This window comes from Pseudomonas sp. HY2-MNA-CIBAN-0224 (assembly GCF_040310285.1).
Classification (GTDB): Bacteria; Pseudomonadota; Gammaproteobacteria; order Pseudomonadales; family Pseudomonadaceae; genus Aquipseudomonas; species Aquipseudomonas helleri.
The window spans coordinates 33,674-55,834 of record NZ_JBEOPQ010000032.1; the positions used below are offsets into that span (position 1 = coordinate 33,674).

Annotated in this window: 17 protein-coding genes and 4 tRNA genes; 10 read left to right on the top strand and 11 right to left on the bottom strand. The window is 58.9% G+C overall.

Features of this window, described 5'->3' with window-relative positions:
- Positions 1-71: 71 nt before the first annotated feature.
- Positions 72-1,223, top strand: a complete 1,152-nt coding sequence (locus tag AAEZ03_RS15485; protein WP_282364190.1) for a TDT family transporter — start codon at positions 72-74, stop codon at positions 1,221-1,223.
- A gap of 134 nt (positions 1,224-1,357) precedes the next feature.
- Positions 1,358-3,232: an MFS transporter gene (locus AAEZ03_RS15490; protein WP_350579772.1), complete on the top strand. Its 1,875-nt coding sequence runs from the start codon at positions 1,358-1,360 to the stop codon at positions 3,230-3,232.
- Between the two features lie 74 nt (positions 3,233-3,306).
- Here AAEZ03_RS15490 and sugE read toward each other — a convergent pair whose 3' ends face one another.
- The 3 genes from sugE to rdgC form a co-directional block, all read right to left on the bottom strand.
- Positions 3,307-3,621 (bottom strand): quaternary ammonium compound efflux SMR transporter SugE, encoded by a 315-nt coding sequence (gene sugE / locus AAEZ03_RS15495; RefSeq protein WP_048369794.1) that lies wholly within the window; start codon positions 3,619-3,621, stop codon positions 3,307-3,309.
- A 118-nt stretch (positions 3,622-3,739) separates the two neighbouring features.
- Complete coding sequence (locus tag AAEZ03_RS15500) at positions 3,740-4,705, bottom strand: bile acid:sodium symporter family protein (protein ID WP_153373459.1); 966 nt, start codon at positions 4,703-4,705, stop codon at positions 3,740-3,742.
- A gap of 122 nt (positions 4,706-4,827) precedes the next feature.
- Positions 4,828-5,748, bottom strand: a complete 921-nt coding sequence (gene rdgC / locus AAEZ03_RS15505; protein ID WP_048369798.1) for a recombination-associated protein RdgC — start codon at positions 5,746-5,748, stop codon at positions 4,828-4,830.
- Positions 5,749-5,909: 161 nt separating this feature from the next.
- Between rdgC and AAEZ03_RS15510 the strand changes: the two genes are divergently transcribed.
- The 4 genes from AAEZ03_RS15510 to AAEZ03_RS15525 all read left to right on the top strand — a co-directional run bounded on the left by AAEZ03_RS15510 (position 5,910) and on the right by AAEZ03_RS15525 (position 6,472).
- Positions 5,910-5,985: transfer RNA gene (locus AAEZ03_RS15510), tRNA-Val, on the top strand.
- Between the two features lie 19 nt (positions 5,986-6,004).
- Positions 6,005-6,081 (top strand) — tRNA-Asp (locus AAEZ03_RS15515).
- 219 nt (positions 6,082-6,300) lie between these two features.
- Positions 6,301-6,376 (top strand) — tRNA-Val (locus AAEZ03_RS15520).
- Between the two features lie 19 nt (positions 6,377-6,395).
- Positions 6,396-6,472, top strand: a tRNA-Asp gene (locus AAEZ03_RS15525).
- A gap of 176 nt (positions 6,473-6,648) precedes the next feature.
- Here the strand turns inward: AAEZ03_RS15525 and AAEZ03_RS15530 are convergent.
- From AAEZ03_RS15530 to rloA, 8 genes are all read right to left on the bottom strand, one after another.
- Positions 6,649-9,084 carry a TonB-dependent siderophore receptor gene (locus tag AAEZ03_RS15530; RefSeq protein WP_350579755.1) on the bottom strand — a complete coding sequence of 812 codons (2,436 nt, stop codon included), beginning with the start codon at positions 9,082-9,084 and terminating at the stop codon, positions 6,649-6,651.
- A 76-nt stretch (positions 9,085-9,160) separates the two neighbouring features.
- Positions 9,161-10,147, bottom strand: a complete 987-nt coding sequence (locus AAEZ03_RS15535) for a FecR family protein (RefSeq protein ID WP_350579757.1) — start codon at positions 10,145-10,147, stop codon at positions 9,161-9,163.
- A complete protein-coding gene (locus AAEZ03_RS15540) occupies positions 10,147-10,665 on the bottom strand; it encodes a sigma-70 family RNA polymerase sigma factor (RefSeq protein ID WP_282364193.1) in 519 nt (172 codons plus the stop codon). The genes AAEZ03_RS15535 and AAEZ03_RS15540 overlap by 1 nt, the downstream gene beginning before the upstream one ends.
- 204 nt (positions 10,666-10,869) lie before the next feature.
- Positions 10,870-11,604, bottom strand: a complete 735-nt coding sequence (locus tag AAEZ03_RS15545; RefSeq protein WP_048369806.1) for a phosphoadenylyl-sulfate reductase — start codon at positions 11,602-11,604, stop codon at positions 10,870-10,872.
- A gap of 69 nt (positions 11,605-11,673) precedes the next feature.
- Positions 11,674-13,017, bottom strand: a complete 1,344-nt coding sequence (gene pabB / locus AAEZ03_RS15550; RefSeq protein ID WP_262124314.1) for an aminodeoxychorismate synthase component I — start codon at positions 13,015-13,017, stop codon at positions 11,674-11,676.
- Between the two features lie 183 nt (positions 13,018-13,200).
- The gene (locus tag AAEZ03_RS15555) at positions 13,201-14,181 is read right to left on the bottom strand and encodes an alpha-L-glutamate ligase-like protein (RefSeq protein ID WP_048369809.1); all 981 of its coding nucleotides are present in this window, start codon (positions 14,179-14,181) and stop codon (positions 13,201-13,203) included.
- A complete protein-coding gene (gene rloB, locus AAEZ03_RS15560; RefSeq protein WP_123751834.1) occupies positions 14,181-15,713 on the bottom strand; it encodes an osmotic stress tolerance membrane protein RloB in 1,533 nt (510 codons plus the stop codon). The genes AAEZ03_RS15555 and rloB overlap by 1 nt, the downstream gene beginning before the upstream one ends.
- A gap of 5 nt (positions 15,714-15,718) precedes the next feature.
- The gene (rloA, locus tag AAEZ03_RS15565) at positions 15,719-16,255 is read right to left on the bottom strand and encodes a retropepsin-like aspartic peptidase RloA (RefSeq protein WP_048369813.1); all 537 of its coding nucleotides are present in this window, start codon (positions 16,253-16,255) and stop codon (positions 15,719-15,721) included.
- A 281-nt stretch (positions 16,256-16,536) separates the two neighbouring features.
- Between rloA and AAEZ03_RS15570 the strand changes: the two genes are divergently transcribed.
- From AAEZ03_RS15570 to acnD, 4 genes are all read left to right on the top strand, one after another.
- Positions 16,537-17,259, top strand: a complete 723-nt coding sequence (locus AAEZ03_RS15570) for a GntR family transcriptional regulator (RefSeq protein WP_350579761.1) — start codon at positions 16,537-16,539, stop codon at positions 17,257-17,259.
- A complete protein-coding gene (prpB, locus tag AAEZ03_RS15575) occupies positions 17,256-18,143 on the top strand; it encodes a methylisocitrate lyase (RefSeq protein WP_153432550.1) in 888 nt (295 codons plus the stop codon). Before AAEZ03_RS15570 ends, prpB begins: the two co-directional genes overlap by 4 nt.
- A 59-nt stretch (positions 18,144-18,202) precedes the next feature.
- Positions 18,203-19,330 carry a bifunctional 2-methylcitrate synthase/citrate synthase gene (prpC, locus tag AAEZ03_RS15580; protein ID WP_350579763.1) on the top strand — a complete coding sequence of 376 codons (1,128 nt, stop codon included), beginning with the start codon at positions 18,203-18,205 and terminating at the stop codon, positions 19,328-19,330.
- Positions 19,331-19,501: 171 nt separating this feature from the next.
- Positions 19,502-22,093: a Fe/S-dependent 2-methylisocitrate dehydratase AcnD gene (acnD, locus tag AAEZ03_RS15585; RefSeq protein WP_350579765.1), complete on the top strand. Its 2,592-nt coding sequence runs from the start codon at positions 19,502-19,504 to the stop codon at positions 22,091-22,093.
- Positions 22,094-22,161 lie beyond the last annotated feature (68 nt).

Here is a 22,161-nt window from a genome sequence, read left to right on the forward strand (position 1 = left end):
ATTACCCGTTATATAGATATTCGATTCAGTTCTACTCTTGAATCACCTCACAAGAGGAACAGGAGGAGCCCATGAATTGCACAACAACTGCCAAAGCTGACTTTCGGCCACTGAGCCAATTGCAGCACCCACGTGAAATGATTCGCCAGTTCACCCCGAACTGGTTTGCCGCCACCATGGGCACAGGCGTCCTGGCCCTGGCGCTGGCGCAATTGCCGGTGCCGATCCCGGGGCTGCATGCCGTTGCCGAAGGCCTCTGGCTGTTCAACATCGGTTTGTTCATTCTGTTCAGCCTGCTCTACGGCGCACGCTGGGTGCTGTATTTCGATGAAGCGCGGAGGATCTTCGGCCACTCCACCGTGTCGATGTTTTTCGGCACCATCCCCATGGGGCTGGCGACCATCATCAACGGTTTTCTGTTGTTTGGCGTTGCCCGCTGGGGCAGCGATATGGTCCAGGTGGCGCATGTGCTGTGGTGGCTGGATGTGGCCATGTCGCTGGCGTTCGGGGTGATGATCCCTTACATGATGTTTACCCGTCAGGATCACAGCATCGACCAGATGACCGCGGTCTGGCTGTTGCCGGTGGTGGCGGCTGAAGTGGCGGCGGCCAGTGGTGGCTTGCTCGCCCCGCATCTGGCTGACCCGGTGATGCAGTTCCATGTGCTGATCACCAGCTATGTGCTGTGGGCGTTTTCGGTGCCGGTCGCTTTCAGCATTTTGACCATCCTGATGTTGCGTATGGCGCTGCACAAGTTGCCGCACGAAAACATGGCCGCGTCGAGCTGGTTGGCGTTGGGGCCGATTGGTACCGGGGCACTGGGCATGTTGCTGTTGGGGGCTGATTCGCCCGCGATTTTTGCCGCCAATGGTTTTGCCCGCATCGGTGAAATCGCTGAAGGCTTGGGTTTGATCTCGGGTATCGCGCTGTGGGGCTTCGGGCTGTGGTGGATTCTGATGGCGCTGCTGATCACCCTGCGCTACTTCCGTGCCGGTATTCCGTTCAATCTGGGCTGGTGGGGCTTTACCTTCCCGCTGGGTGTTTACTCGCTGGCCACCTTGCGTCTGGGCCATGTGTTGCAGCTGGGTTTTTTCGATGTGGTGGGCTGTGTGCTGGTCGCGATGCTGGTGATGATGTGGTTCATTGTCGGTTCGCGCACCCTTAAAGGTGCCTGGCGCGGTGAGTTGTTTGTGTCGCCGTGCATCGCCGGACTTAAGAAGTAATCCATCTGCCCAGGCTCTGTGCGAAAACGCCGGAATTGACGTTTTTCGTTACAGAACCTGGGTAAGGTTGTGTCTTGAGTGTTAAAAGCACACTCCAATGAGAAAGCCTCCGGCGCAACTTGAGTACATGGATGATGAGTCACCCTTCGCAGTTCAGTTTGCTCGGGAAGCGTCGCTTCCTGCCGTTCTTTGTCACCCAGTCCTTGGGTGCGCTCAATGACAACCTGTTCAAGCAGTCGCTGATTCTCGCCATCCTTTATAAGTTGAGCATCGACGGGGATCGCGGCATCTGGGTCAACCTGTGTGCGCTGCTCTTCATCATCCCATTCTTTTTGTTCTCGGCGCTGGCCGGGCAATTTGGCGAAAAATACCCCAAAGACCAACTGATTCGTCTGATCAAGCTGGGCGAAATAGCAATCATGGTTGTCGGCGCCATCGGTTTTGCGTTCGATCATTTGACCTTGATGCTGGTCGCGCTGTTTGCCATGGGCACCCACTCGGCGCTGTTCGGTCCGGTGAAGTACTCGATCTTGCCGCAGACCCTGCACGACGATGAACTGGTGGGCGGTAACGGCCTGGTTGAAATGGGCACCTTCCTGTCGATTCTGGCGGGCACCATCGGCGCCGGGATCATGCTCTCGTCGCAGCACTACACGGTGATCGTGTCAGGGGTGATTGTCTCGGTGGCCGTGCTCGGGTATCTGGCCAGTCGCGCCATACCGCGAGTTGCCGCCGACACTCCAGAGCTGCGCCTTAACTGGAATATCTTCAGTGAGACCTGGGCAACGCTGCGCCTGGGCTTGAATCAGACGCCTGCCGTGTCGCGTTCAGTGGTCGGCAACTCGTGGTTCTGGTTTGTCGGGGCGATTTATCTCACGCAAATTCCGGCCTACGCCAAAGAGTGGCTGTACGGCGATGAAACCGTGGTGACGCTGATTCTTACTGTGTTTTCGGTGGGCATTGCTGTGGGCTCGATGCTGTGCGAAAAGCTCTCGGGGCGTAAGGTCGAAATCGGCCTGGTACCGTTTGGCTCGTTTGGCTTGACTGTGTTTGGCCTGTTGCTGTGGTGGCATTCGGGGCACATGCCGCAAAACATCCAGGCCAACGACTGGCTCGGCGTGCTGGGCTTTAGCCAGGCCTGGTGGGTGTTGCTGGATATTTTGGGGCTGGGCGTGTTTGGCGGCTTCTATATAGTGCCGCTGTATGCGCTGATCCAGTCGCGCACCGCCGAAAACGAACGCGCCCGGGTCATCGCCGCCAACAACATTCTCAATGCGCTGTTTATGGTGGTGTCGGCCGTCGTCACCATCCTGCTGCTGAGTGTGGCCAAGCTGACGATTCCAGAGCTGTTTCTGGTGGTGTCGTTGCTGAACATCGCGGTGAACACCTACATCTTCAAAATCGTCCCTGAATTCACCATGCGTTTCATGATCTGGCTGCTCAGCCATTCCATGTACCGCGTCAAACACAAAAACCTGGAAGCCATCCCGGATGAAGGGGCGGCCTTGTTGGTGTGCAACCACGTGTCGTTCGTGGATGCGTTGTTGATTGGTGGCGCAGTGCGTCGTCCGATTCGCTTTGTGATGTATTACAAAATCTACAACTTGCCGGTGCTCAACTTTATCTTCCGCACGGCGGGCGCGATTCCGATTGCCGGGCGTGCAGAAGACGAGGCGATCTATGAGCGTGCGTTCAGAAAGATTGCCCAGTATTTGAATGACGGTGAGCTGGTGTGCATCTTCCCGGAAGGCAAGTTGACCAGTGATGGCCAGATCAGCGAGTTCAAGGCGGGGGTTCGGGTGATTTTGGAGCAGACGCCAGTGCCGGTCATTCCGATGGCGTTGCAAGGCCTGTGGGGCAGTTTTTTCAGCCGTGACCCGAACAAGGGCTTTTTCCGCCGCTTGTGGTCGCGGGTCACCCTGGTGGCGGGCGCGCCGATACCGGCCAGCGAAGCCACACAAAAGCTGTTGCGTGAGCGGGTCAGTGAATTGCGCGGTGATGTCGCGTGAGGTGAAGGCTGGGTAGGGCGAGCGAGTCTCGCGATCTTTTGAGGGTCAGAAGATCGCGAGACACGTTCTGGCGTTTAGCTGCTGAGCTTAAGCCCGGCCAGGCCGGCAATGATCAGCGCAACGCTGGCCAGTCGGAACAGCGCCATGGATTCACCAAACAAGATGATCCCGGCGATGACCGTGCCGACCGCGCCCACGCCCGTCCAGATGGCATAAGCGGTGCCCAGTGGCAGTTCTTTCATGGCCAGCCCGAGCAGGCCAAGGCTGACCAGCATGGCTGCAACGGTCAGGGCGGTGGGGATTGGCCGGGTGAAGCCTTCGGTGTATTTGAGGCCGACGGCCCAGCCCACTTCAAACAGACCGGCAAAAAACAGAATAATCCAGGACATGGTTATCTCCATCAATTGATGGGGTCGTCCCCAGATTAATCACTCGATGAGTCGCAGGGTCGTCCCCGCAGTGCGCACTATATTGCACACGATTTTTCTGACGATCAACCCCGAGTTTTCAGTCAGCGGATGGCTGGTTGGCCTTCAAGCGATCGTCTTTTTCACTCATTCGGCGGAAATACGTCGACAGCAGCGCCCCTGAAATGTTGTGCCACACACTGAACAGCGCACTGGGCACGGCTGCCAGCGGCGAAAAGTGCGCGCTGGCCAATGCGGCGCCCAGGCCGGAGTTCTGCATGCCGACTTCCAGGGCGAGGGATTTGCGCTGGGCCAACGGCAGTTTGAACAGGCGGCCGGTAAAGTAGCCGAGCAAGTAGCCAAAGCTGTTATGCAACATGACCACGGCCATGATCAACAGGCCCGACTCGGCGATTTTTGCCTGGCTGGCGGCCACCACGGCGGCAACGATAATCACAATGCTGACCACCGACACCAGCGGCAGCACGTCGACCGCGAAGTGCACACGGGCGCCGAGCAAGCGTTGCACCAGCACGCCCAGCACAATCGGCAGCAGCACCACTTGCAGGATTGACCAGAACAGCTCCATAAACGACACCGGCAACCAGGCCGATGCCAGCAACCAGATCAGCGCCGGGGTCAGTAATGGGGCGAGGAGGGTAGTCACGGCAGCAATCGCCACGGACAGGGCCAGGTCGCCCCGCGCCAGCCAGGTCATGACATTGGAAGACGTCCCGCTTGGGCAGCAACCCACCAGAATCACCCCGACGGCAATCTCGGGCGGCAGGTGGAAAATCTGGCAGAGCAACCACGCCACACCGGGCATGATCACGAAATGAGCAACCACGCCTAGCGCAACGCGCCACGGGTGGCGGGCGACTTCAGCGAAGTCATCGAGTTTAAGGGTCAGGCCCATGCCGAACATCACCACACCCAGAAGCGGCACGATGGCGCCTTTGAGGCCGATAAACCAGCCGGGCTGCAGAAACGCCAGCACGGCAAAAATCAGCACCCAGTAAGCAAAGGTATTACCGACAAAGCGGCTTAAAGCAGCAAGTGCGCGCATGGTGTTCCTTATTATGGTCAGGCTTTTGTGGGAGCGGGCTTGCTCGCGGTGCAAGCCACTCGGTCAATTTGATGTACGAGTCGATCCAATCGTGAGCAAGCCCGCTCCCACGGGCGTCAGGGTTAAATCCCTTGTGGGATTTCTTCGCCGCCCAGCGCTTCAAACAACTGTGGCAAGAACTCGCCAAAGGTCAGCATCATCAGGGTGAAGCTGGCGTCTTGTTGGCCAAGGTCGTCGTCACCGCCGTTCTGTTCGGCTTCGTCTTGCAGCAGGTCTTCAAACTTCAGGCGTTTAACCACCAGTTTGTCGTCCAGCACAAACGACAGCTTGTCTTGCCAGGCCAGCGACAGTTGGGTCACGACTTTGCCAGTGCTCAAGTGCAACTGGATTTCATCGCTGGTCAGGTCCTGACGCTTGCAGCGGATAATCCCGCCGTCTTCGTGGGTGTCGCGCAGTTCGCACTCGTCCAGCACAAAGAAGTTGTCGGCCGCTTTTTGGGTTTTGACCCATTCGGTCATGGTGGCGCTTGGCGCGACTTTTACGCCCAGCGGGCGAACCGGCAGCGAGCCGATCACTTCACGCAGGGTGGACAGCAAGTCTTCGGCGCGTTTAGGGCTGGAGGCGTTGACCAATATCAGGCCCTGTTTTGGCGCGATGGCGGCAAAGGTGGCCGAACGGCGAATAAAGGCACGCGGCAAGAAGGCCTGGATGATTTCATCCTTGAGCTGGTCACGCTCCTTCTTATAGACCTTGCGCATTTGCTCGGCTTCGATCTCTTCGACCTTCTCCTTTAATGCATCACGCACAACGCTGCCTGGCAGGATGCGTTCTTCTTTACGGGCGGCAATCAGCAGGAAGTCCTGGCTGGCGTGAACCAGCGGTGCGTCTTCGCCTTTGCCGAAAGGGGCGACGAAACCGTAGGTGGCTAATTCCTGGCTTGCACACGGGCGGGCCGGTTTGGTGGCCAGTGCCGTTTCCAGCACCTGCGCATCAAAAGGCAGATCTTGGGTCAGGCGATAGATAAGCAGGTTTTTGAACCACATGGGGTGAATCACTCCTTTATACAAAGAGGGCATTATTCGCTTGATAGCCTTAATAGGCCAACCCTGCGCTAAGCCTTTGTCGTGCATAAGAAAATTATTTTAAAAAGTGCTTGCCAGACTATAGATCGCTCCGTAGAATGCGCGCCACACCGTGAGTGAAAGGGTGATTAGCTCAGCTGGGAGAGCATCTGCCTTACAAGCAGAGGGTCGGCGGTTCGATCCCGTCATCACCCACCATTCGCTCACAGTGTTACGCGCAGCGGTAGTTCAGTCGGTTAGAATACCGGCCTGTCACGCCGGGGGTCGCGGGTTCGAGTCCCGTCCGCTGCGCCATTTTTTGTACCACAAGCACCTTGAACGCTTGTGGTTGGGAAGGTCCGCTGAATGCAGGCTTTTCCCGAAAGGCTTCGGTTCTGCAGTTCGCTGTTGAATCAAAGATGCAGGGCGTTGGAAACGGTAGTTTTTAAACAGTTTTGAAAAAAAATTGAATAAAAACAACCACTTACACAAAAAGTGTGAGAGAATGCGCCCCGCAACGAGAGTGAAGTGAAAGGGTGATTAGCTCAGCTGGGAGAGCATCTGCCTTACAAGCAGAGGGTCGGCGGTTCGATCCCGTCATCACCCACCATTCGCTTTCAGTGTTACGCGCAGCGGTAGTTCAGTCGGTTAGAATACCGGCCTGTCACGCCGGGGGTCGCGGGTTCGAGTCCCGTCCGCTGCGCCATATTCGGAACACAAGCCCCTTGAACGCTTGTGATCCACAGAAAGCCCGCCTAGTGCGGGCTTTTTTGTGCGCGTGTGTTTTGTATGTGGCTGTAGGAGCGAGCTTGCCTCGCGATCTTTTAAAACTCAAAAGATCGCGAGACAAGCTCGCTCCTACAGGTTTACTGCACAGGTGCTTTAGAAATCCCAGCGCGTGCTCACCATCACGTTGCGCGGATCACCGTAATACGACGAGTTGTAGAAGCCGATGTTGGTGTAATACGACTTGTCGAACACGTTGTTCAGGTTGACCGTGGCCGAGAGGTTTTTGCTGATCTGATAGCGCGCCATCAGGTCCACCAGCCAGTACGGGTCTTGGGAAAACTTCTCTACGGTGCCGCCCTTGTTCCAGTTGGTCAGCATTTGCCAGCCCGTGCCTTGCCAGCGTACGCCACCGCCCAGGGTGAGTTTGTCCCAATCGCCGGTCAGCTTGTAGCTGGTGTACAGGTTGATCTGGTCTTCGGGCTCCCAGGTAGACACCTTCTTGCCGCCTTTTTCGCGGCTGACCTTGTGCGTGTAGCCCGCTTGCAGTTGCCAGCCGGGCAGCAGTTCGCCCGAGATCTCTGCTTCATAACCTTTGGTCGTGGCCTTGATGCCCTTGTAGGCGTACTCGATGTCCGGGTTGGTCGGGTTCGCGTTGTAGGCGGTGTCGTCTTCCGGACGGTTGTCCTGGTGCACTTCGAAGTAGGCCAGGCTTGAATTCAGGCGCCCGTCGAAGAACTCGCCCTTCAAGCCGATCTCGTAGTTGGTGCCTTCATCGGGCTCAAGCATTTTGTTGTCGCGGTTGCGGTAATACGACTGCGGCAAGAAGATTTCGGTGTAGCTGGCGTAGGCCGAGATGTTTTGATTGATGTCGTAAATCAACCCCGCATACGGCAACACCTTGCCCGTGTCCTTGGCCTGGCTGGTGCCGGTGAGGGTGTAGTCGGCCACGCGGGTGCCGAGCATCAAGGTCAGGTCATCGGTAAGGCTGAAACGGCCGGTGATGTAGGTGCCGGTCTGACGGGTGGTTTCGTCGTTTCGTGAGGTCACGTTGCCCCAGTCCGGCTCATACGCATCGCCTTTCCAGTTGTAGTAGTCGTACATGCTTTTAAACTGAATGGCGCTGGTGTAGTCGTTGCCGGTCCAGTGCGAGCGCGATACCGAACCGCCAACCACCAGTTCATGCTCGCGGCCCAGGAATTCGAACGGGCCGGTGGCGTAAAGGTCGCCGCTGTCGCTGACGTATTCGCCGGTGTATTTGCGCGCCAGCAGCCGTGCTTCGCCGGTTTCTACGTTGGGGAACAGCAAGGCGCCCAGCGGGGCGTTATAGCCGTTGATCTGGTGGTTGTACTGGGCTTTGGCGACCCAGCCGTTATCAAAACTGTGTTCGAGGGTGGCGAACGCGGTGCGCGTGTATTGCTTCCAGCTGCTCCACTTGGCGCCGTTGTTGAACGAGCGCGGCGTGCTGATGCGCTCACCGGCGGAGTTGAATAATGAGGCGCTGCCCGACCAACTGGAGCCTTTTGGATTGTTGTCCTGATAATCGGCGCCGAGGGTGAGCAGGGTATCGGGGTCCAAGTCAATCTCAAGAATCCCGTAATAGACCTCGCTGTCGCGTTTGTAGTGGTCCATGAACGAGTGTTTGTCCTGGTAGGCCGCCACGGCCCGGCCCCGCACATTGCCGCTTTCGGTGAGTGGCCCGCTGACGTCGATTTCCGAGCGGTAGTTGTCCCACGAACCGGCGCCGACATCGATGTGGGCCTTGAACTCGCGGGTGGGCTTTTTACGCACCATGTTGATGGTGCCGCCGGGGCCGCCAGCGCCGGTGAGCAAGCCCGTTGCGCCCTTGAGGATTTCTACGCGGTCGTAAATCGCGGTGTCGGTGAGGGTGTGCCCGGCGGAGTATTGCGGGTCTTGCAGGATCGGGATGCCGTCGTATTGGAAGTTCTTGATCGCAAAGCCGCGCGAGTAATAGCTGGTGCGGTCGCTGTCATAGGTGGCCACGGTGATGCCGGGGGTATGGCGCATCACGTCATCAATCGAGGTGAGACCAAAATCGTCCATTGCCTGGCGCGTGACAACCGAAATCGACTGCGGGGTTTCGCGGGGTGTCAGCACCATGCGCGTAGCCGTGGCGATGCTGCCGGGGGTGTAGGAACCCGAGCCTTCAGTGATGGTGCCCAACTGGTTGGCGCTGACCTGGGTTGCGCCCAATTCCAGCGCGCTACCCGCCGCAGGCAAGGCGTCAAGCATGTAACCGTTAGTGCTTTTGACCACGGTGTAGCCGCTGCCGTGCAGCAGTGTTTCAAAGCCGCTTTGTTCGTTGTAGACCCCATGCAGACCGGGTGTGGTCAGCCCTTCAAGGTTGTGCGATTGAAAAATGATCGCCACGCCCGCCTGTTGCGCGAAGCGATTCAAGGCGCTGCTCAGCGGCCCGGCAGGAATATCGTAAGTCTGCACGGCCGTTTGCGCCTGAGCGATCGAGGTGCTCAACACACCAGCCGCCGACGCCACAATCAAATGAATGGCCAGTGTCAGTGGCTTGCAGGCCTGAGGGCGAAAACGCCCGCGACTAAGGGAGGAGGTCAGCATGGAGAACGCAATCCTTTATGGGTCTGTATACCTTCCTTGACGGCTGACACTAAAAAAGCGGAACGAATGCGAATTATTATTTTTTAGGCGGCGGCAACTGGCTGATCACAATCAGCCACGGGGTATAGGTTTTGATGCTCAACGGCAGGGTGTCGGCGATCAATTGCAGCGCCCGGTCGGTGTCATCCAGCGGCAGCACGGCCGTCACGCGCAAGTCGGCCAAGGCGTTGCGATCAAACTGCAGATGGCCGCGGCGATGGCGCGCTATCTCATCCAGCACCTGATCCAGCGGCTGGTTTTCGACCACCAATTGATGGCGGCGCCAGGCTTCATTGATGCTGGCGGGGTCTACCGTGCCAGACAGTTTTACCGCGTCGCGGCTGATCAACGCCTTTGAGCCGGCGCCCACTTCCAGGGTTTGTTGCTCGTTGGCACTTTGCGCCGCCACCCGCGACTGCAGCATGCTCAGCACGGTGGTGTCTGCCAGATGATTGACCACAAAACGGGTGCCCAGGGCGCGCATGGTGCCCTGCGCGGTCTGCACGATAAAGGGCCGTGAACGGTCATGCGCCACCTCGACCAGAATTTCACCCTGGAGCAATTCGATCCGTCGCTCTGTGCTATTGAAGTGCACGTTGACGGCGCTGGCACCGCTGAGGGTGAGGGTGGAGTCGTCCGCCAGGTGCAGCGTCTTCCAGTCGTTGGGCCCGGTGCTGATATCGGCCAGCCAGCGTTCGGGGTACTGGCTTTTTAACGTCAGGGTCACGGGCAAGGCCAGGCATGCAGCAATCAGCACAACACGCAGTATGTGCTTGCGCGGGGCCGTGGGTTTACGCCCGGTAAAGGCTGCATTCAGCGCGGCCTTTGCCGGGGTCGCCTGTTCGCGCAGCGATTGCAGGCGGCTGATGGCGTCTTGCATGCGCTGGGCGGCGGCGGCATGTTGCGGGCTCTGCTGTTTCCAGCATTCGAACTCGGCTCGCGCCGCGTCGCTGAAGCCTTCTTCGTGCAGGCGCAGCATCCACTCGGCCGCTTGCTCATCAATGATCTGGCGGGGCGCTGGCATCAGGTGTCCAGGCTGTGGCTGCAGTGCAGCAAGGCTTGAATCAGGTATTTGCGCACAGTGCGGTCGGATAACCCCAGCTGGCGGGCGATCTCGCTTTGGGTCAGGCCGTCGAGGTAATACAGGACAAACGCCTGGCGGACGTTGTCGTGCAGACCTTCGAGCATAAAGGCGATGTGTTCAAGGGCTTCAAGGGTGCTGAGGATGTGTTCGGGAGACTGAAAGCCTTCCAGTGCCTCGGCGGTCAGGGCCAGCTCTTGCAGGTAAGCGTTTTCGATGTGTTTGCGGCGCACTTGATCGATGATCAGCCGACGGGCGGTGGTGCTCAGAAACGCTCGCGGCTCGCGCAGGGAGGCCACCGACTCACGGGCATTGAGAATTCGGGCGAAGGTGTCCTGAGCCAGATCGGCAGCATTGTGCGCACAGCCGAGTTTTCGGCGCAGCCAGCCAAACAGCCAGCCGTGATGTTCGCAGTACAGGTTTGAAATCGCGGCCTGGAACGGAGGTTCACCCGAAGACATAGAATATTACTCAAACGTTATTGAGAATTATTGCTAATTCTGAACGTAAGTTCGGGGTAAACGCAAGCGGGCGAAAAAGTGCAACTCAATCACTGTAGCCGCTGACGAGGTACGAGGCTGCGATGCGGGCCGCAGGACCGCCGTTTGGGGCGCTTCGCGACCCATCGCAGCCTCATTCTTCGGCAGCGACTACAGGTGGGGTGTTTAGTGCTTGGCGATCAGGTTGCCGGCGTGCAGACCGCATTCCTTTTGCGTCGCTTCTTCCCACCACCAGCGGCCTTCGCGTTCGTGCTGGTTTGGCAGGACCGGGCGGGTGCAAGGCTCGCAGCCAATGCTGATGTAGCCGCGCTCATGCAGGCTGTTGTACGGCAGCTCAAGCATGCGGATGTAACCCCAGACTTCCTCGCTGGTCATTTGCGCCAGCGGGTTGAATTTGTACAGCGGGCGCTCTGGCGTCGAGAATGCACCGTCGATTTCCAGTGCCGCGACCTGGCTGCGGGTGCCAGGGCTTTGGTCACGGCGCTGGCCGGTCGCCCAGGCTTTGACAGTCGACAGTTTGCGGCGCAGGGGTTCGATTTTGCGCACGCCGCAGCACTCGCCGTGGCCGTCTTTGTAAAAGCTGAACAAGCCTTTTTCTTTGACGAACGGTTCCAGCTTGGTCTGGTCCGGCGAGATCAGTTCGATCTGGATCTTGTAGTGATCGCGCACTTGTTCAATAAAGCGATAGGTCTCGGGGTGCAGGCGCCCGGTGTCGAGGCTGAACACTTTGACGTTCTTGTTGAGCTTCCAGGCCATGTCCACCAGCACCACGTCTTCGGCGCCGCTGAACGAGATCCAGAGTTCGTCGCCAAAATGTTCAAAGGCGAGTTTGAGAATGTCCTGCGGGGACTTGCTGGCGTATGTCGCGGCTGTTTGCGCAACGTCGAACGGATGGCTCATCAGGCGGTTTCCTACGGTGAATGGCGCTGGGCGCTCTCTAGTGGGGCGGATGGTAGCAAAAACCGCGCGCTACAGGGTTTGCAGCGTGTCGAGCAGCACCTTCACCTTGGTGATCGATTCTTGATATTCATCGTGCCAGTCAGAGTCGGCAACGATCCCGCCGCCGCCCCAGCAATTCACCCGGCCGTCTTTGACCAGCAGGCTGCGAATGGCGATTGAACTGTCCATTTCCCCGCGCACATCCAGGTACAGCAGCGAGCCGCAGTAAATACTGCGCCGCGTGGGTTCCAGCTCATCAATGATCTGCATGGCACGGATTTTAGGCGCGCCGGTAATTGAGCCGCCGGGGAAGCTGTCACCGATCAGGTCCAGCGCGTCTTTGCCCGGCGCCAATTCACCGACAACGCTGCTCACCAGATGGTGAACGTTGGGGTAGCTTTCGAGGGCGATCAATTGTGGCACGCTCACCGAGCCGGTGCGGCAGGTACGGCCCAGGTCATTGCGCAACAAGTCGACGATCATCAGGTTTTCCGCCCGGTCCTTGGTGCTGGCCAGCAGCTCGGCGGCGTTGGCGGCATCTTCTGCCGGATTTTGACCCCGAGGGCGCGTGCCTTTGATCGGCCGGGTTTCGACCTGATTCTGGCTGACATGCACAAAGCGCTCGGGCGACAGGCTGAGGATGGCAGTGTCTTCGGGCAGGCTGACAAAGCCAGAAAACGGCGTCGGGCATGCTTCACGCAAGGCGCAATAGGCGGCCCACGGGTCGCCCTCGCAGGGGGCGCTGAAACGCTGGGTGTAATTGACCTGATAGCAGTCGCCTGCCTGAATGTAGTGCTGGATTTTTTGCAGGGCGTGTTGGTAAAACTCAGCGCTGATGTCGGGCTGCATGGGGTGTTTGAGCGAGAACGTGCCAGGCTCGCTCTGCGCGGGCTGAGCGAACAGCTCAATCAAGCGCTCGCGCTCGGCCACCGACAGGCTGGGGTGAAACACCAGTTGGCTGATCGCCGCCTGGTGGTCGCTGACCAGCGCCCAGGCATACAGCCCGAGCCGCGCATCGGGTAAATGCAGGTCGTTGAGCGACTGGGCGGGCAAGTGTTCAAGCTGGCGGCCGAAGTCATAGCTCAGGTAGCCGATGAGCCCGCCGACAAAAGGCAGCTCATAGGGCGCTGGCAGTTCAGCGTCGCCCAGTTGTTTTAGCGCATCACGCAGACGTTGCAGAAACCCGCGCCCTGATTCATCCACCCGCACGCTCAACTCATCGACTGGCCAGGCGCTCAGCAGGTCATAGCGCCCGCGCTCTGCGACGGGGCGGCCGCTGTCCAGCAAGACAGCGCCAGGGGCATGGCGAATCGCCGCAAAATAAACGGCAGGGTTGGGGTGGTAGGGCAGGGGGTGTACAGAACAGGTCAACATGCGACGCCAATCAGCCAACGGAGCGGGGTGCTGATTGTAGTCTCGTGTAGGACGTCAAGGCTATGTCGGAACCGTGGGAGCGGGCTTGCTCGCGATGGAATCACCGCAGTGACTCAGACAAACCGGGTTGTCTGAATCGCGAGCAAGCCCGCTCCCACAACAATGTTGCGATCGGATCATTCTTTATTGCTGGTGAATATGCCCGAACAGCTCTTGGGTAAAGCGCACGCGCTCTTCGGGCGTTTCTTGAATGCCTTTTTCTGCCAGTTCGGCAAGGTGGGCTTCCACGGCGTGGGTGCGCAGGGTCAGGCCGCAGTTGTTGGCGATCTGGATGTTCAGGCCCGGGCGGGCATTGAGTTCCAGAATCAACGGGCCTTTGTCCTGGTCCAGCACCATGTCGACCCCGATATAGCCCAGGCCGCATAGCTCATAGCAACCGGCGGCCAGCTTCATAAAGCCGTCCCAGTTGGGCAGTTGCACGCCGTCCACCGCATTGGTGGTGTCCGGGTGTTTGCTGATGATGCTGTTCAGCCAGGTGCCGCGCAGGGTCAGGCCGGTTGCCAGGTCAACACCTACACCGATGGCACCCTGGTGCAGGTTGGCCTTGCCGCCCGATTGGCGGGTCGGCAAGCGCAGCATGGCCATTACCGGGTAGCCCATCAGCACAATGATGCGAATGTCCGGCACGCCTTCGTAGCTGATGCTTTTGAAGATCTGGTCAGGCGTGACACGGTACTCGATCAGTGCCCGGTCACGGTGCCCGCCCAGCGAATACAGGCCGGTGAGGATGCTGGAAATCTGATGTTCGATTTCTTCGTGGCTGATGATCTTGCCCGACACGGTGCGAAAGCGGTCTTCGAAGCGGTCAGCAATCACCAGGATGCCATCGCCGCCCGCGCCTTGCGCGGGCTTGATCACGAAGTCCGAGCGGCCACCGATGATGTCATCGAGTTTCTCGATTTCTTTCTCGGTGGAGATCACCCCGTACAACTCCGGCACATCAATGCCGGCGGCAATGGCGCGCTCTTTGGTGATGATCTTGTCATCCACAATCGGGTACAGGCTGCGTTTGTTGTACTTGAGTACGTAGTCCGCATTGCGCCGATTGATGCCCATGATGCCCTTGGCTTCCAGGGCCTTCCAGGTCTTCCAGAAGCCAAACATCAGGAGTCAGCCTTCAAGAACGCTTTGAAACGCACCAGTTCGGTCAGGCGGTAGCCGCGATAGCGACCCATGGCCAGCATGAAGGCCACCAGAATCAGCAGCACGGCCGGGAAGGTGAACACGAAGTACACCAGCTCAGGCACGCTCATCACCAGGTAGGCCAGGGTGGCAGCGAACAGGGTGCCGATGGCGACTTTCATGGCATGGCCGCCGCCACGCTCTTCCCAGGTGATCGACAGGCGCTCGATGGTCATGGTCAGAATCACCATCGGGAACAGTGCCACCGACAGCCCGCGTTCAAGGCCCAGTTTGTGGCTGAACAGGCTGATGGCTGCGATCAAGATTACTACGAACGTCAGCACCACCGACAACCTGGGGAGCATTTGCAGCTTCAGGTGTTCCAGATAGGAACGCAGCATTAACCCGAGCGCCGTTATCACCGTAAACAGGATGATGCCGAACTCCAGTTGGGTTTCGCGGAACGCCAGGGCGATCAGTACCGGGGTAAAGGTGCCAAGGGTTTGCAGGCCGATCAGGTTGCGCAAGACCAGAATCACCAGTACGCCAATCGGGATCATCACCATGATCATGAAGGTCTGCTGGGTCTGCAGCGGCAAGCCGTACAGCGAGTACTCCAGGAAGTTGGCGTCGGTGTTCTCGTCGGTCAGCTTGGCCAGGCGAATGGCGTTCATTTCGCTGTTGTTGAGGCTGAACGTCACGTTGGCTTTTTTACCGCCATCCATCGTCACCAGCGGCTCGTCACCGATCCACCACAGCAGGCGGTCAGACGGCAGGCCTTGCTCGCCCGATTCCGGGTTGAAGTACAGCCAGTCGTTGCCGTTGAAGCTGCGCAGCCACAGCTCCGGGTTTTGCGGTTGATCGGCGACCAGGCGGATGGTGTGCACGCGCTCCATCGGGACGTGGGCAATCGACAGCAGCAACTCAATGATCTGGGCTTTGTGCGGGGTCGACGGGTCGCCCGCCAGCAGCAATTTGACGTTGTCATCATTGAGGTTGTTCACCCGCTTGATGGTTTCGCTGATAAAGGTTTCGACGTCGGCAGAGTGCTGGCGAATCGGCGCGAGCAGGGCTTCGGCGGCGATTTTTTCGGGGCCGTCGACGGCTATGCTGTCGCGGAACACCGGGCCTTTGACCTTGGTTTTGTCGCCCGAATAACGCTTGGTCAGGACCAGGCGGTAGTAAAGGGTTTGCTTGCCGCTGACCCGGCGTGCCGACCAGGTGACCTTGCGGTTGCCGTCGACGCGGTTGACGCTCACCCCGTAGTTGTTCGAGATAAAGCTCTCATTGAGGCTGACGTAGTCGCGGTTAAGCGGCGGGACGAACATCTGGATTTTGACCGGGTCTTTGGCGTTGGCCACGAACTCGACCTTGGCGTCGATGTTCCACAGGTCGTCGGTCGCGTCTTCGGTCACAGGGATGCCGATGACGAAAATCTGGTAGGCGGTAATTGAAATGCCCAACACCAACAGAATGGTGATCAAGATTTTCAGGTGAAGGGTAAGAGCGCGCATTTCAATTACTCTGCGATTTGAGCGTTAGCGACGCAGGCAGGTTTGCCAGCAGCGTATTTAAGACTGGGGTCGACCAGCGCATCAAAGCGTTTAAGCGCTTCGGAGCCAATCAACAGCGGGTATTGGAACGCACTTCGGTCGGTCAAGTTCACTTCGATGGTGCGTAAAGCCTTGCCCATACAAATTTCCAGGCTGATGACCGGGCGCGAGGTGTAGTTCTTGTCGGCCTGCGGGTCGTAGTCACCCGAGCGGCGTTTGATCTTGCTCACACGGGCCAGCGGGCGTTCGATGGGGTGGCTGTGGGCGTCGTCGATGGCCAGGTAAAAGCGCACCCAGCTTTCACCGTCACGTTTAAAACGTTTGATGTCGCGGGCGCTCAGCGAGGCGGTTTTGGCGCCGGTGTCGAGTTTGGCTGCAACCAGCAGGTCTATGCCTGCCAGTTCGGCGTATTCATTCAGGCCGTACACGGTTTTTTCGCCGCCAAGGCTCAGGCCCGGCAGGGACAGCAGACATAGAAAGGTGAAGAGGGTGATGAATTTCATAAATTGAGGCGTGATCTCTTGCAATCTTCAGTTCAAGGCGACTGGCAACGATGCAAGTTTCCTCGTGCGGCTGCCCGATGGATGGGGGCAGGGCGGATGCGGCGGGCATTCTAACATGATGGTTTTATGGCGCCAGCGTTCGCGCCGTCTGCGCGGGCGGTAAGTGATGTCGATTCCACCAAGGTCTTATTCGACGATTGTCGACAATCCACATTTATCCTTTGACTGATAGCGCTTAAATGGCTAGTTTTGGCGCTATTGATTTCAAAGGTGTCGACAATATGCAGCAAACACTGGAGCCGTCCCCGGTTGCCCAGGATGACTCGGAAACCTTGTCCGAGAACGTCTTTCGACGCATTCAGGCGGCCATTGTCAAAGGCGAAATCGCCCCGGGCAGCAAGATCTCCGAGCCTGAACTGGCGCGCACCTACGGCATCAGCCGCGGCCCCCTGCGTGAGGCGATTCATCGGCTTGAAGGCCAGCGTTTGCTGGTGCGCGTCCCGCATGTTGGCGCCCGCGTGGTCTCGTTGAGCCATGCCGAGCTGATCGAACTCTACGAAATCCGCGAGTCCCTTGAAGGCATGGCCTGCCGTCTGGCAGCCGAGCGCATGAGCGATGAAGACATCGCCGAGTTGCGCCAGGTGCTCGAAACCCATGAGCGCGATGAGGCGTTTCAGGCGGGTGTCGGGTACTACCAGCAAGAAGGCGACTTTGATTTTCATTACAAGATTATTCAAGGCAGCGGCAATCGCACGCTGACCCAGATGCTCTGCGGTGAGTTGTATCAACTGGTGCGCATGTACCGCATCCAGTTTTCTGCCACCCCCAATCGCCCGCACCAGGCGTTTGCCGAGCACCACCGGATTCTCGATGCCATTGCCGATCGCGACGGCGAACTGGCCGAGTTGTTGATGCGCCGCCACATCGGCGCTTCCAAACGCAATATCGCGCGTCACTACCAAGACAGCGCCCAGCAGACAGCCACTCCACGAGGTGAGTCATGAGCAATAAAAACAGTCCAGGCCAGCGTTTCCGTGATGCAGTCGCCAGCGAACACCCGTTGCAAGTCGTCGGTGCGATCAACGCCAACCACGCACTGCTGGCCAAGCGTGCCGGTTTCAAGGCGATTTACCTGTCGGGTGGCGGTGTCGCTGCGGGTTCGCTGGGCGTGCCGGACCTGGGCATTACCGGCCTGGACGACGTGCTGACCGACGTGCGCCGTATCACTGACGTGTGCGACCTGCCGCTGCTGGTAGACGTGGACACGGGCTTTGGTTCGTCGTTCTTCAACGTTTCGCGCACGGTCAAGTCGATGATCAAATTTGGCGCTGCGGCCATTCACATCGAAGACCAGGTCGGCGCCAAGCGCTGTGGCCATCGTCCGAACAAAGAGATCGTTTCGCAGCAAGAAATGATCGACCGTATTAAAGCCGCGGTGGATGCGCGCACCGATGACAGTTTCGTGATCATGGCGCGCACAGATGCGCTGGCGGTCGAAGGCCTGGAGTCGGCGCTTGAGCGTGCGGCGGCGTGTGTTGAAGCCGGTGCCGACATGGTGTTCCCGGAAGCCATCACCGAGCTTGAGATGTACAAACTGTTTGCCGACCGGGTCAAGGCGCCGATTCTGGCCAACATCACCGAGTTCGGCGCAACGCCGCTGTACACGACCGAACAATTGGCCAGCGTTGATGTCTCGCTGGTGTTGTACCCGCTGTCGGCGTTCCGGGCGATGAACAAGGCAGCAGAGAACGTCTACGGCGCCATCCGCCGCGACGGCACCCAGCAAAACGTGATCAACACCATGCAAACCCGCATGGAGCTGTACGACGCCATCAACTACCACGAATTTGAGCAGAAGCTCGACGCGCTGTTTGCAGCGAAGAAATAACCCAGAGATATGTACAAAGACTTGCCGAATCCCTAACAAATTCAAGATTGGAGAGCGCAATGGCCGAAGCAAAAGTATTGAGTGGTGCCGGATTACGTGGCCAGGTGGCCGGGCAAACAGCCCTGTCGACGGTCGGTCAGGAAGGCGCCGGCCTCACTTATCGGGGTTATGACGTGCGTGAACTGGCAGCCGATGCCCAGTTCGAAGAAGTGGCTTACCTGCTGCTGTACGGCGAACTGCCGACTAAAACCCAGCTGGCTGACTACACCGCCAAGCTGAAAACCCTGCGCGACTTGCCGCAAGCGCTGAAAGAAGTGCTGGAACGCATCCCCGCAGACGCCCATCCGATGGACGTGATGCGCACCGGTTGCTCGTTTCTGGGCAATCTGGAGCCGGAGAAAGACTTCTCCGAGCAGTTGGACAAGACCAACCGCCTGCTGGCCGCCTTCCCGGCGATCATGTGCTACTGGTACCGCTTCAGCCACGACGCCAAGCGCATCGAGTGCGTGAGCGATGAAGCGTCGATTGGCGGTCACTTCCTGCACCTGCTGCACGGCAAAAAGCCGAGCGAGTTGCACGTCAAAGTGATGAACGTGTCGCTGATCCTCTATGCCGAACACGAGTTCAACGCCTCAACCTTCACCGCCCGTGTCTGTGCATCGACGCTGTCCGATCTGTATTCGTGCATCACTGCGGCCATCGGCTCGCTGCGCGGCCCGCTGCACGGTGGCGCCAACGAAGCGGCCATGGAAATGATCGAGCGCTTTGCCTCGGCTGAAGGCGCGGTCGAGGGCACTCTCGGCATGCTGGCGCGCAAAGACAAGATCATGGGCTTTGGCCACGCGATCTACAAAGACAGCGACCCGCGTAACGAGGTGATTAAGGGCTGGTCGAAAAAGCTGGCTGAAGAAGTGGGCGATACCGTGCTGTTCCCGGTGTCCGAAGCCATCGACAAAACCATGTGGGAGCAAAAGAAACTGTTCCCCAACGCCGACTTCTACCATGCCTCGGCGTACCACTTCATGGGCATCCCGACCAAGCTGTTCACTCCGATCTTTGTCTGCTCGCGCCTGACCGGCTGGGCTGCACACGTGTTCGAACAGCGCGCCAACAACCGCATCATCCGTCCAAGCGCCGAGTACATCGGCGTTGAACAGCGCAAGTTCGTGCCAATCGAGCGTCGCTGAATGAGGGAGCTGATGGCCGCTGTTGACTAAATGTGGGAGCGGGCTTGCTCGCGATTCGGCTACCTCGGTCTTTCAGCAAGACCGTGTCGATGCTTTCGCGGGCAAGCCCGCTCCCACATGAGCGCTGCGCCGTCACTCTTTTTTGTCATTACCGTGATCGAGTCCCGCACCATGAATACTGAATTTCGTAAAACGCTGCCGGGCACCCGGCTGGATTACTTCGACACCCGTGCGGCGGTCGATGCGATCACCCCCGGTGCCTACGACACACTGCCTTATACCGCGCGCGTGCTGGCCGAAAACCTGGTGCGGCGTTGCGATCCGGCCACCTTGAATGCTTCCCTGAGCCAGTTGATTGAGCGCAAGCGCGACCTCGATTTCCCATGGTTCCCGGCGCGTGTGGTGTGCCATGACATTCTTGGTCAAACCGCTCTGGTTGACCTCGCCGGCCTGCGTGATGCCATCTCCCAACAAGGCGGCGACCCGGCGCAAGTCAACCCGGTGGTGCCGACCCAACTGATTGTCGACCACTCGCTGGCCGTGGAATGTGGCGGTTACGACCCCGAGGCGTTTGAAAAGAACCGCGCCATCGAAGACCGCCGCAACGAAGACCGTTTCCACTTTATCGAGTGGACCAAAAAAGCCTTTAAAAATGTCGACGTGATCCCGCCGGGCAACGGCATCATGCACCAGATCAACCTGGAGAAAATGTCTCCGGTGATTCAGGTGCGTGACGGCGTAGCCTTCCCTGACACCTGCGTGGGCACCGACAGCCACACCCCGCACGTCGACTCGCTGGGCGTGATCGCCATCGGCGTCGGCGGCCTCGAAGCTGAAAGCGTCATGCTCGGTCGAGCCTCGTGGATGCGCCTGCCAGAAATCGTCGGCGTGGAGCTGACCGGCAAGCTGCAACCGGGCATCACCGCCACCGACATGGTGCTGGCGCTGACCGAGTTCCTGCGTAAGCAAAAAGTGGTCGGCGCCTGGCTGGAGTTCTATGGCGAAGGCGCTGCGGCGCTGACCCTGGGCGACCGCGCGACCATTTCCAATATGGCCCCGGAATACGGCGCCACGGCGGCGATGTTCTACATCGACCAACAAACCATCGATTACCTCAAGCTGACTGGCCGCGAAGACCAGCAAGTACAGTTGGTGGAGCACTATGCCAAGGTCAACGGCTTGTGGGCCGACAGCCTCAAGGGCGCGCAGTACGAGCGCAACCTGAGCTTTGACCTGTCGTCGGTGGTGCGTAACATGGCCGGCCCAAGCAACCCGCATGCGCGGGTGGCCACCAGCGATCTGGCGAGCAAAGGCATCGCCGGACAGTGGGACGAAGTGCCGGGGCAAATGCCCGATGGCGCGGTGATCATCGCTGCGATCACCAGTTGCACCAACACCAGCAACCCGCGCAACGTGATTGCCGCCGGTTTGCTGGCCCGCAACGCCAACAAATTGGGGCTGACCCGCAAACCGTGGGTCAAGTCGTCGCTGGCGCCGGGCTCGAAAACCGTGGCGCTGTACCTGAATGAAGCGGGCCTGACGGACGAGCTGGAGCAATTGGGCTTTGGCGTTGTGGCGTTTGCCTGCACCACCTGCAACGGCATGTCCGGGGCGCTGGACCCGGTGATTCAGCAAGAAATCATCGACCGTGATCTCTATGCCACAGCCGTGCTGTCGGGGAACCGCAACTTTGACGGGCGCATTCACCCGTACGCCAAGCAGGCGTTCCTGGCCTCGCCGCCGCTGGTAGTGGCTTATGCGATTGCCGGGACCATTCGTTTTGACATCGAAAAAGACGTGTTGGGTCTGGACGCCCAGGGCAACGAAATCCGCCTGAAAGACATCTGGCCGACTGACGAAGAAATCGACGCCGTGGTCAAGGCCTCGGTGAAACCGGAGCAGTTCCGCCAGGTGTACATTCCGATGTTCGCCATCCACGAAGACACCGGCCCGAAAGTCGAGCCGCTGTACGACTGGCGCCCGCAAAGCACCTATATCCGCCGCCCGCCGTACTGGGAAGGGGCGCTGGCCGGTGCGCGGCCGCTCAAGGGCATGCGCCCGTTGGCCGTGCTGCCGGACAACATCACCACCGACCACTTGTCGCCGTCCAACGCCATCATGCTCGACAGCGCCGCCGGTGAATATCTGGCGAAAATGGGCTTGCCGGAAGTCGACTTCAACTCCTATGCCACCCACCGTGGCGACCACCTGACCGCTCAACGCGCGACCTTTGCCAACCCGAAACTGTTCAACGAAATGGTGATCGAGGACGGCAAGGTCAAGCAGGGTTCATTGACCCGCCTCGAGCCGGAAGGCCAGGTGATGCGCATGTGGGAAGCGATTGAAACCTACATGGATCGCAAGCAGCCGCTGATCATTATTGCCGGCGCCGACTATGGCCAGGGTTCGTCCCGTGACTGGGCAGCCAAGGGCGTACGCCTGGCGGGTGTGGAGGCGATTGCCGCCGAAGGGTTTGAGCGCATTCACCGCACCAACCTGGTGGGCATGGGCGTGTTGCCGCTGGAGTTTATGCCGGGCACCAACCGCAAAACCTTGCACATCGACGGCAGTGAAACCTACGACGTGATTGGCGAGCGCACCCCGCGTGCCACGTTGACGCTGGTGATTACTCGTAAAAATGGTGAGCGTGTCGAGGTGCCGGTGACCTGCCGCCTGGATACGGCTGAAGAAGTGTCGATCTACGAAGCGGGCGGCGTGTTGCAGCGCTTTGCCCAGGACTTCCTGGAGTCGGCAACCGCTTAACCACTTCCTGTAGGAGCGAGCTTGCCTCGCGATCTTTTGATCTTTTAAAAAGATCGCGAGGCAAGCTC

Coding starts and splice junctions, on each gene's coding strand:
- AAEZ03_RS15485 (WP_282364190.1), top strand. CDS start 72: ATGAATTGCACAACAACTGCCAAAGCTGACTTTCGGCCACTGAGCCAA.
- AAEZ03_RS15490 (WP_350579772.1), top strand. CDS start 1,358: ATGAGTCACCCTTCGCAGTTCAGTTTGCTCGGGAAGCGTCGCTTCCTG.
- sugE (WP_048369794.1), bottom strand. CDS start 3,621: ATGTCCTGGATTATTCTGTTTTTTGCCGGTCTGTTTGAAGTGGGCTGG.
- AAEZ03_RS15500 (WP_153373459.1), bottom strand. CDS start 4,705: ATGCGCGCACTTGCTGCTTTAAGCCGCTTTGTCGGTAATACCTTTGCT.
- rdgC (WP_048369798.1), bottom strand. CDS start 5,748: ATGTGGTTCAAAAACCTGCTTATCTATCGCCTGACCCAAGATCTGCCT.
- AAEZ03_RS15530 (WP_350579755.1), bottom strand. CDS start 9,084: ATGCTGACCTCCTCCCTTAGTCGCGGGCGTTTTCGCCCTCAGGCCTGC.
- AAEZ03_RS15535 (WP_350579757.1), bottom strand. CDS start 10,147: ATGCCAGCGCCCCGCCAGATCATTGATGAGCAAGCGGCCGAGTGGATG.
- AAEZ03_RS15540 (WP_282364193.1), bottom strand. CDS start 10,665: ATGTCTTCGGGTGAACCTCCGTTCCAGGCCGCGATTTCAAACCTGTAC.
- AAEZ03_RS15545 (WP_048369806.1), bottom strand. CDS start 11,604: ATGAGCCATCCGTTCGACGTTGCGCAAACAGCCGCGACATACGCCAGC.
- pabB (WP_262124314.1), bottom strand. CDS start 13,017: ATGTTGACCTGTTCTGTACACCCCCTGCCCTACCACCCCAACCCTGCC.
- AAEZ03_RS15555 (WP_048369809.1), bottom strand. CDS start 14,181: ATGTTTGGCTTCTGGAAGACCTGGAAGGCCCTGGAAGCCAAGGGCATC.
- rloB (WP_123751834.1), bottom strand. CDS start 15,713: ATGCGCGCTCTTACCCTTCACCTGAAAATCTTGATCACCATTCTGTTG.
- rloA (WP_048369813.1), bottom strand. CDS start 16,255: ATGAAATTCATCACCCTCTTCACCTTTCTATGTCTGCTGTCCCTGCCG.
- AAEZ03_RS15570 (WP_350579761.1), top strand. CDS start 16,537: ATGCAGCAAACACTGGAGCCGTCCCCGGTTGCCCAGGATGACTCGGAA.
- prpB (WP_153432550.1), top strand. CDS start 17,256: ATGAGCAATAAAAACAGTCCAGGCCAGCGTTTCCGTGATGCAGTCGCC.
- prpC (WP_350579763.1), top strand. CDS start 18,203: ATGGCCGAAGCAAAAGTATTGAGTGGTGCCGGATTACGTGGCCAGGTG.
- acnD (WP_350579765.1), top strand. CDS start 19,502: ATGAATACTGAATTTCGTAAAACGCTGCCGGGCACCCGGCTGGATTAC.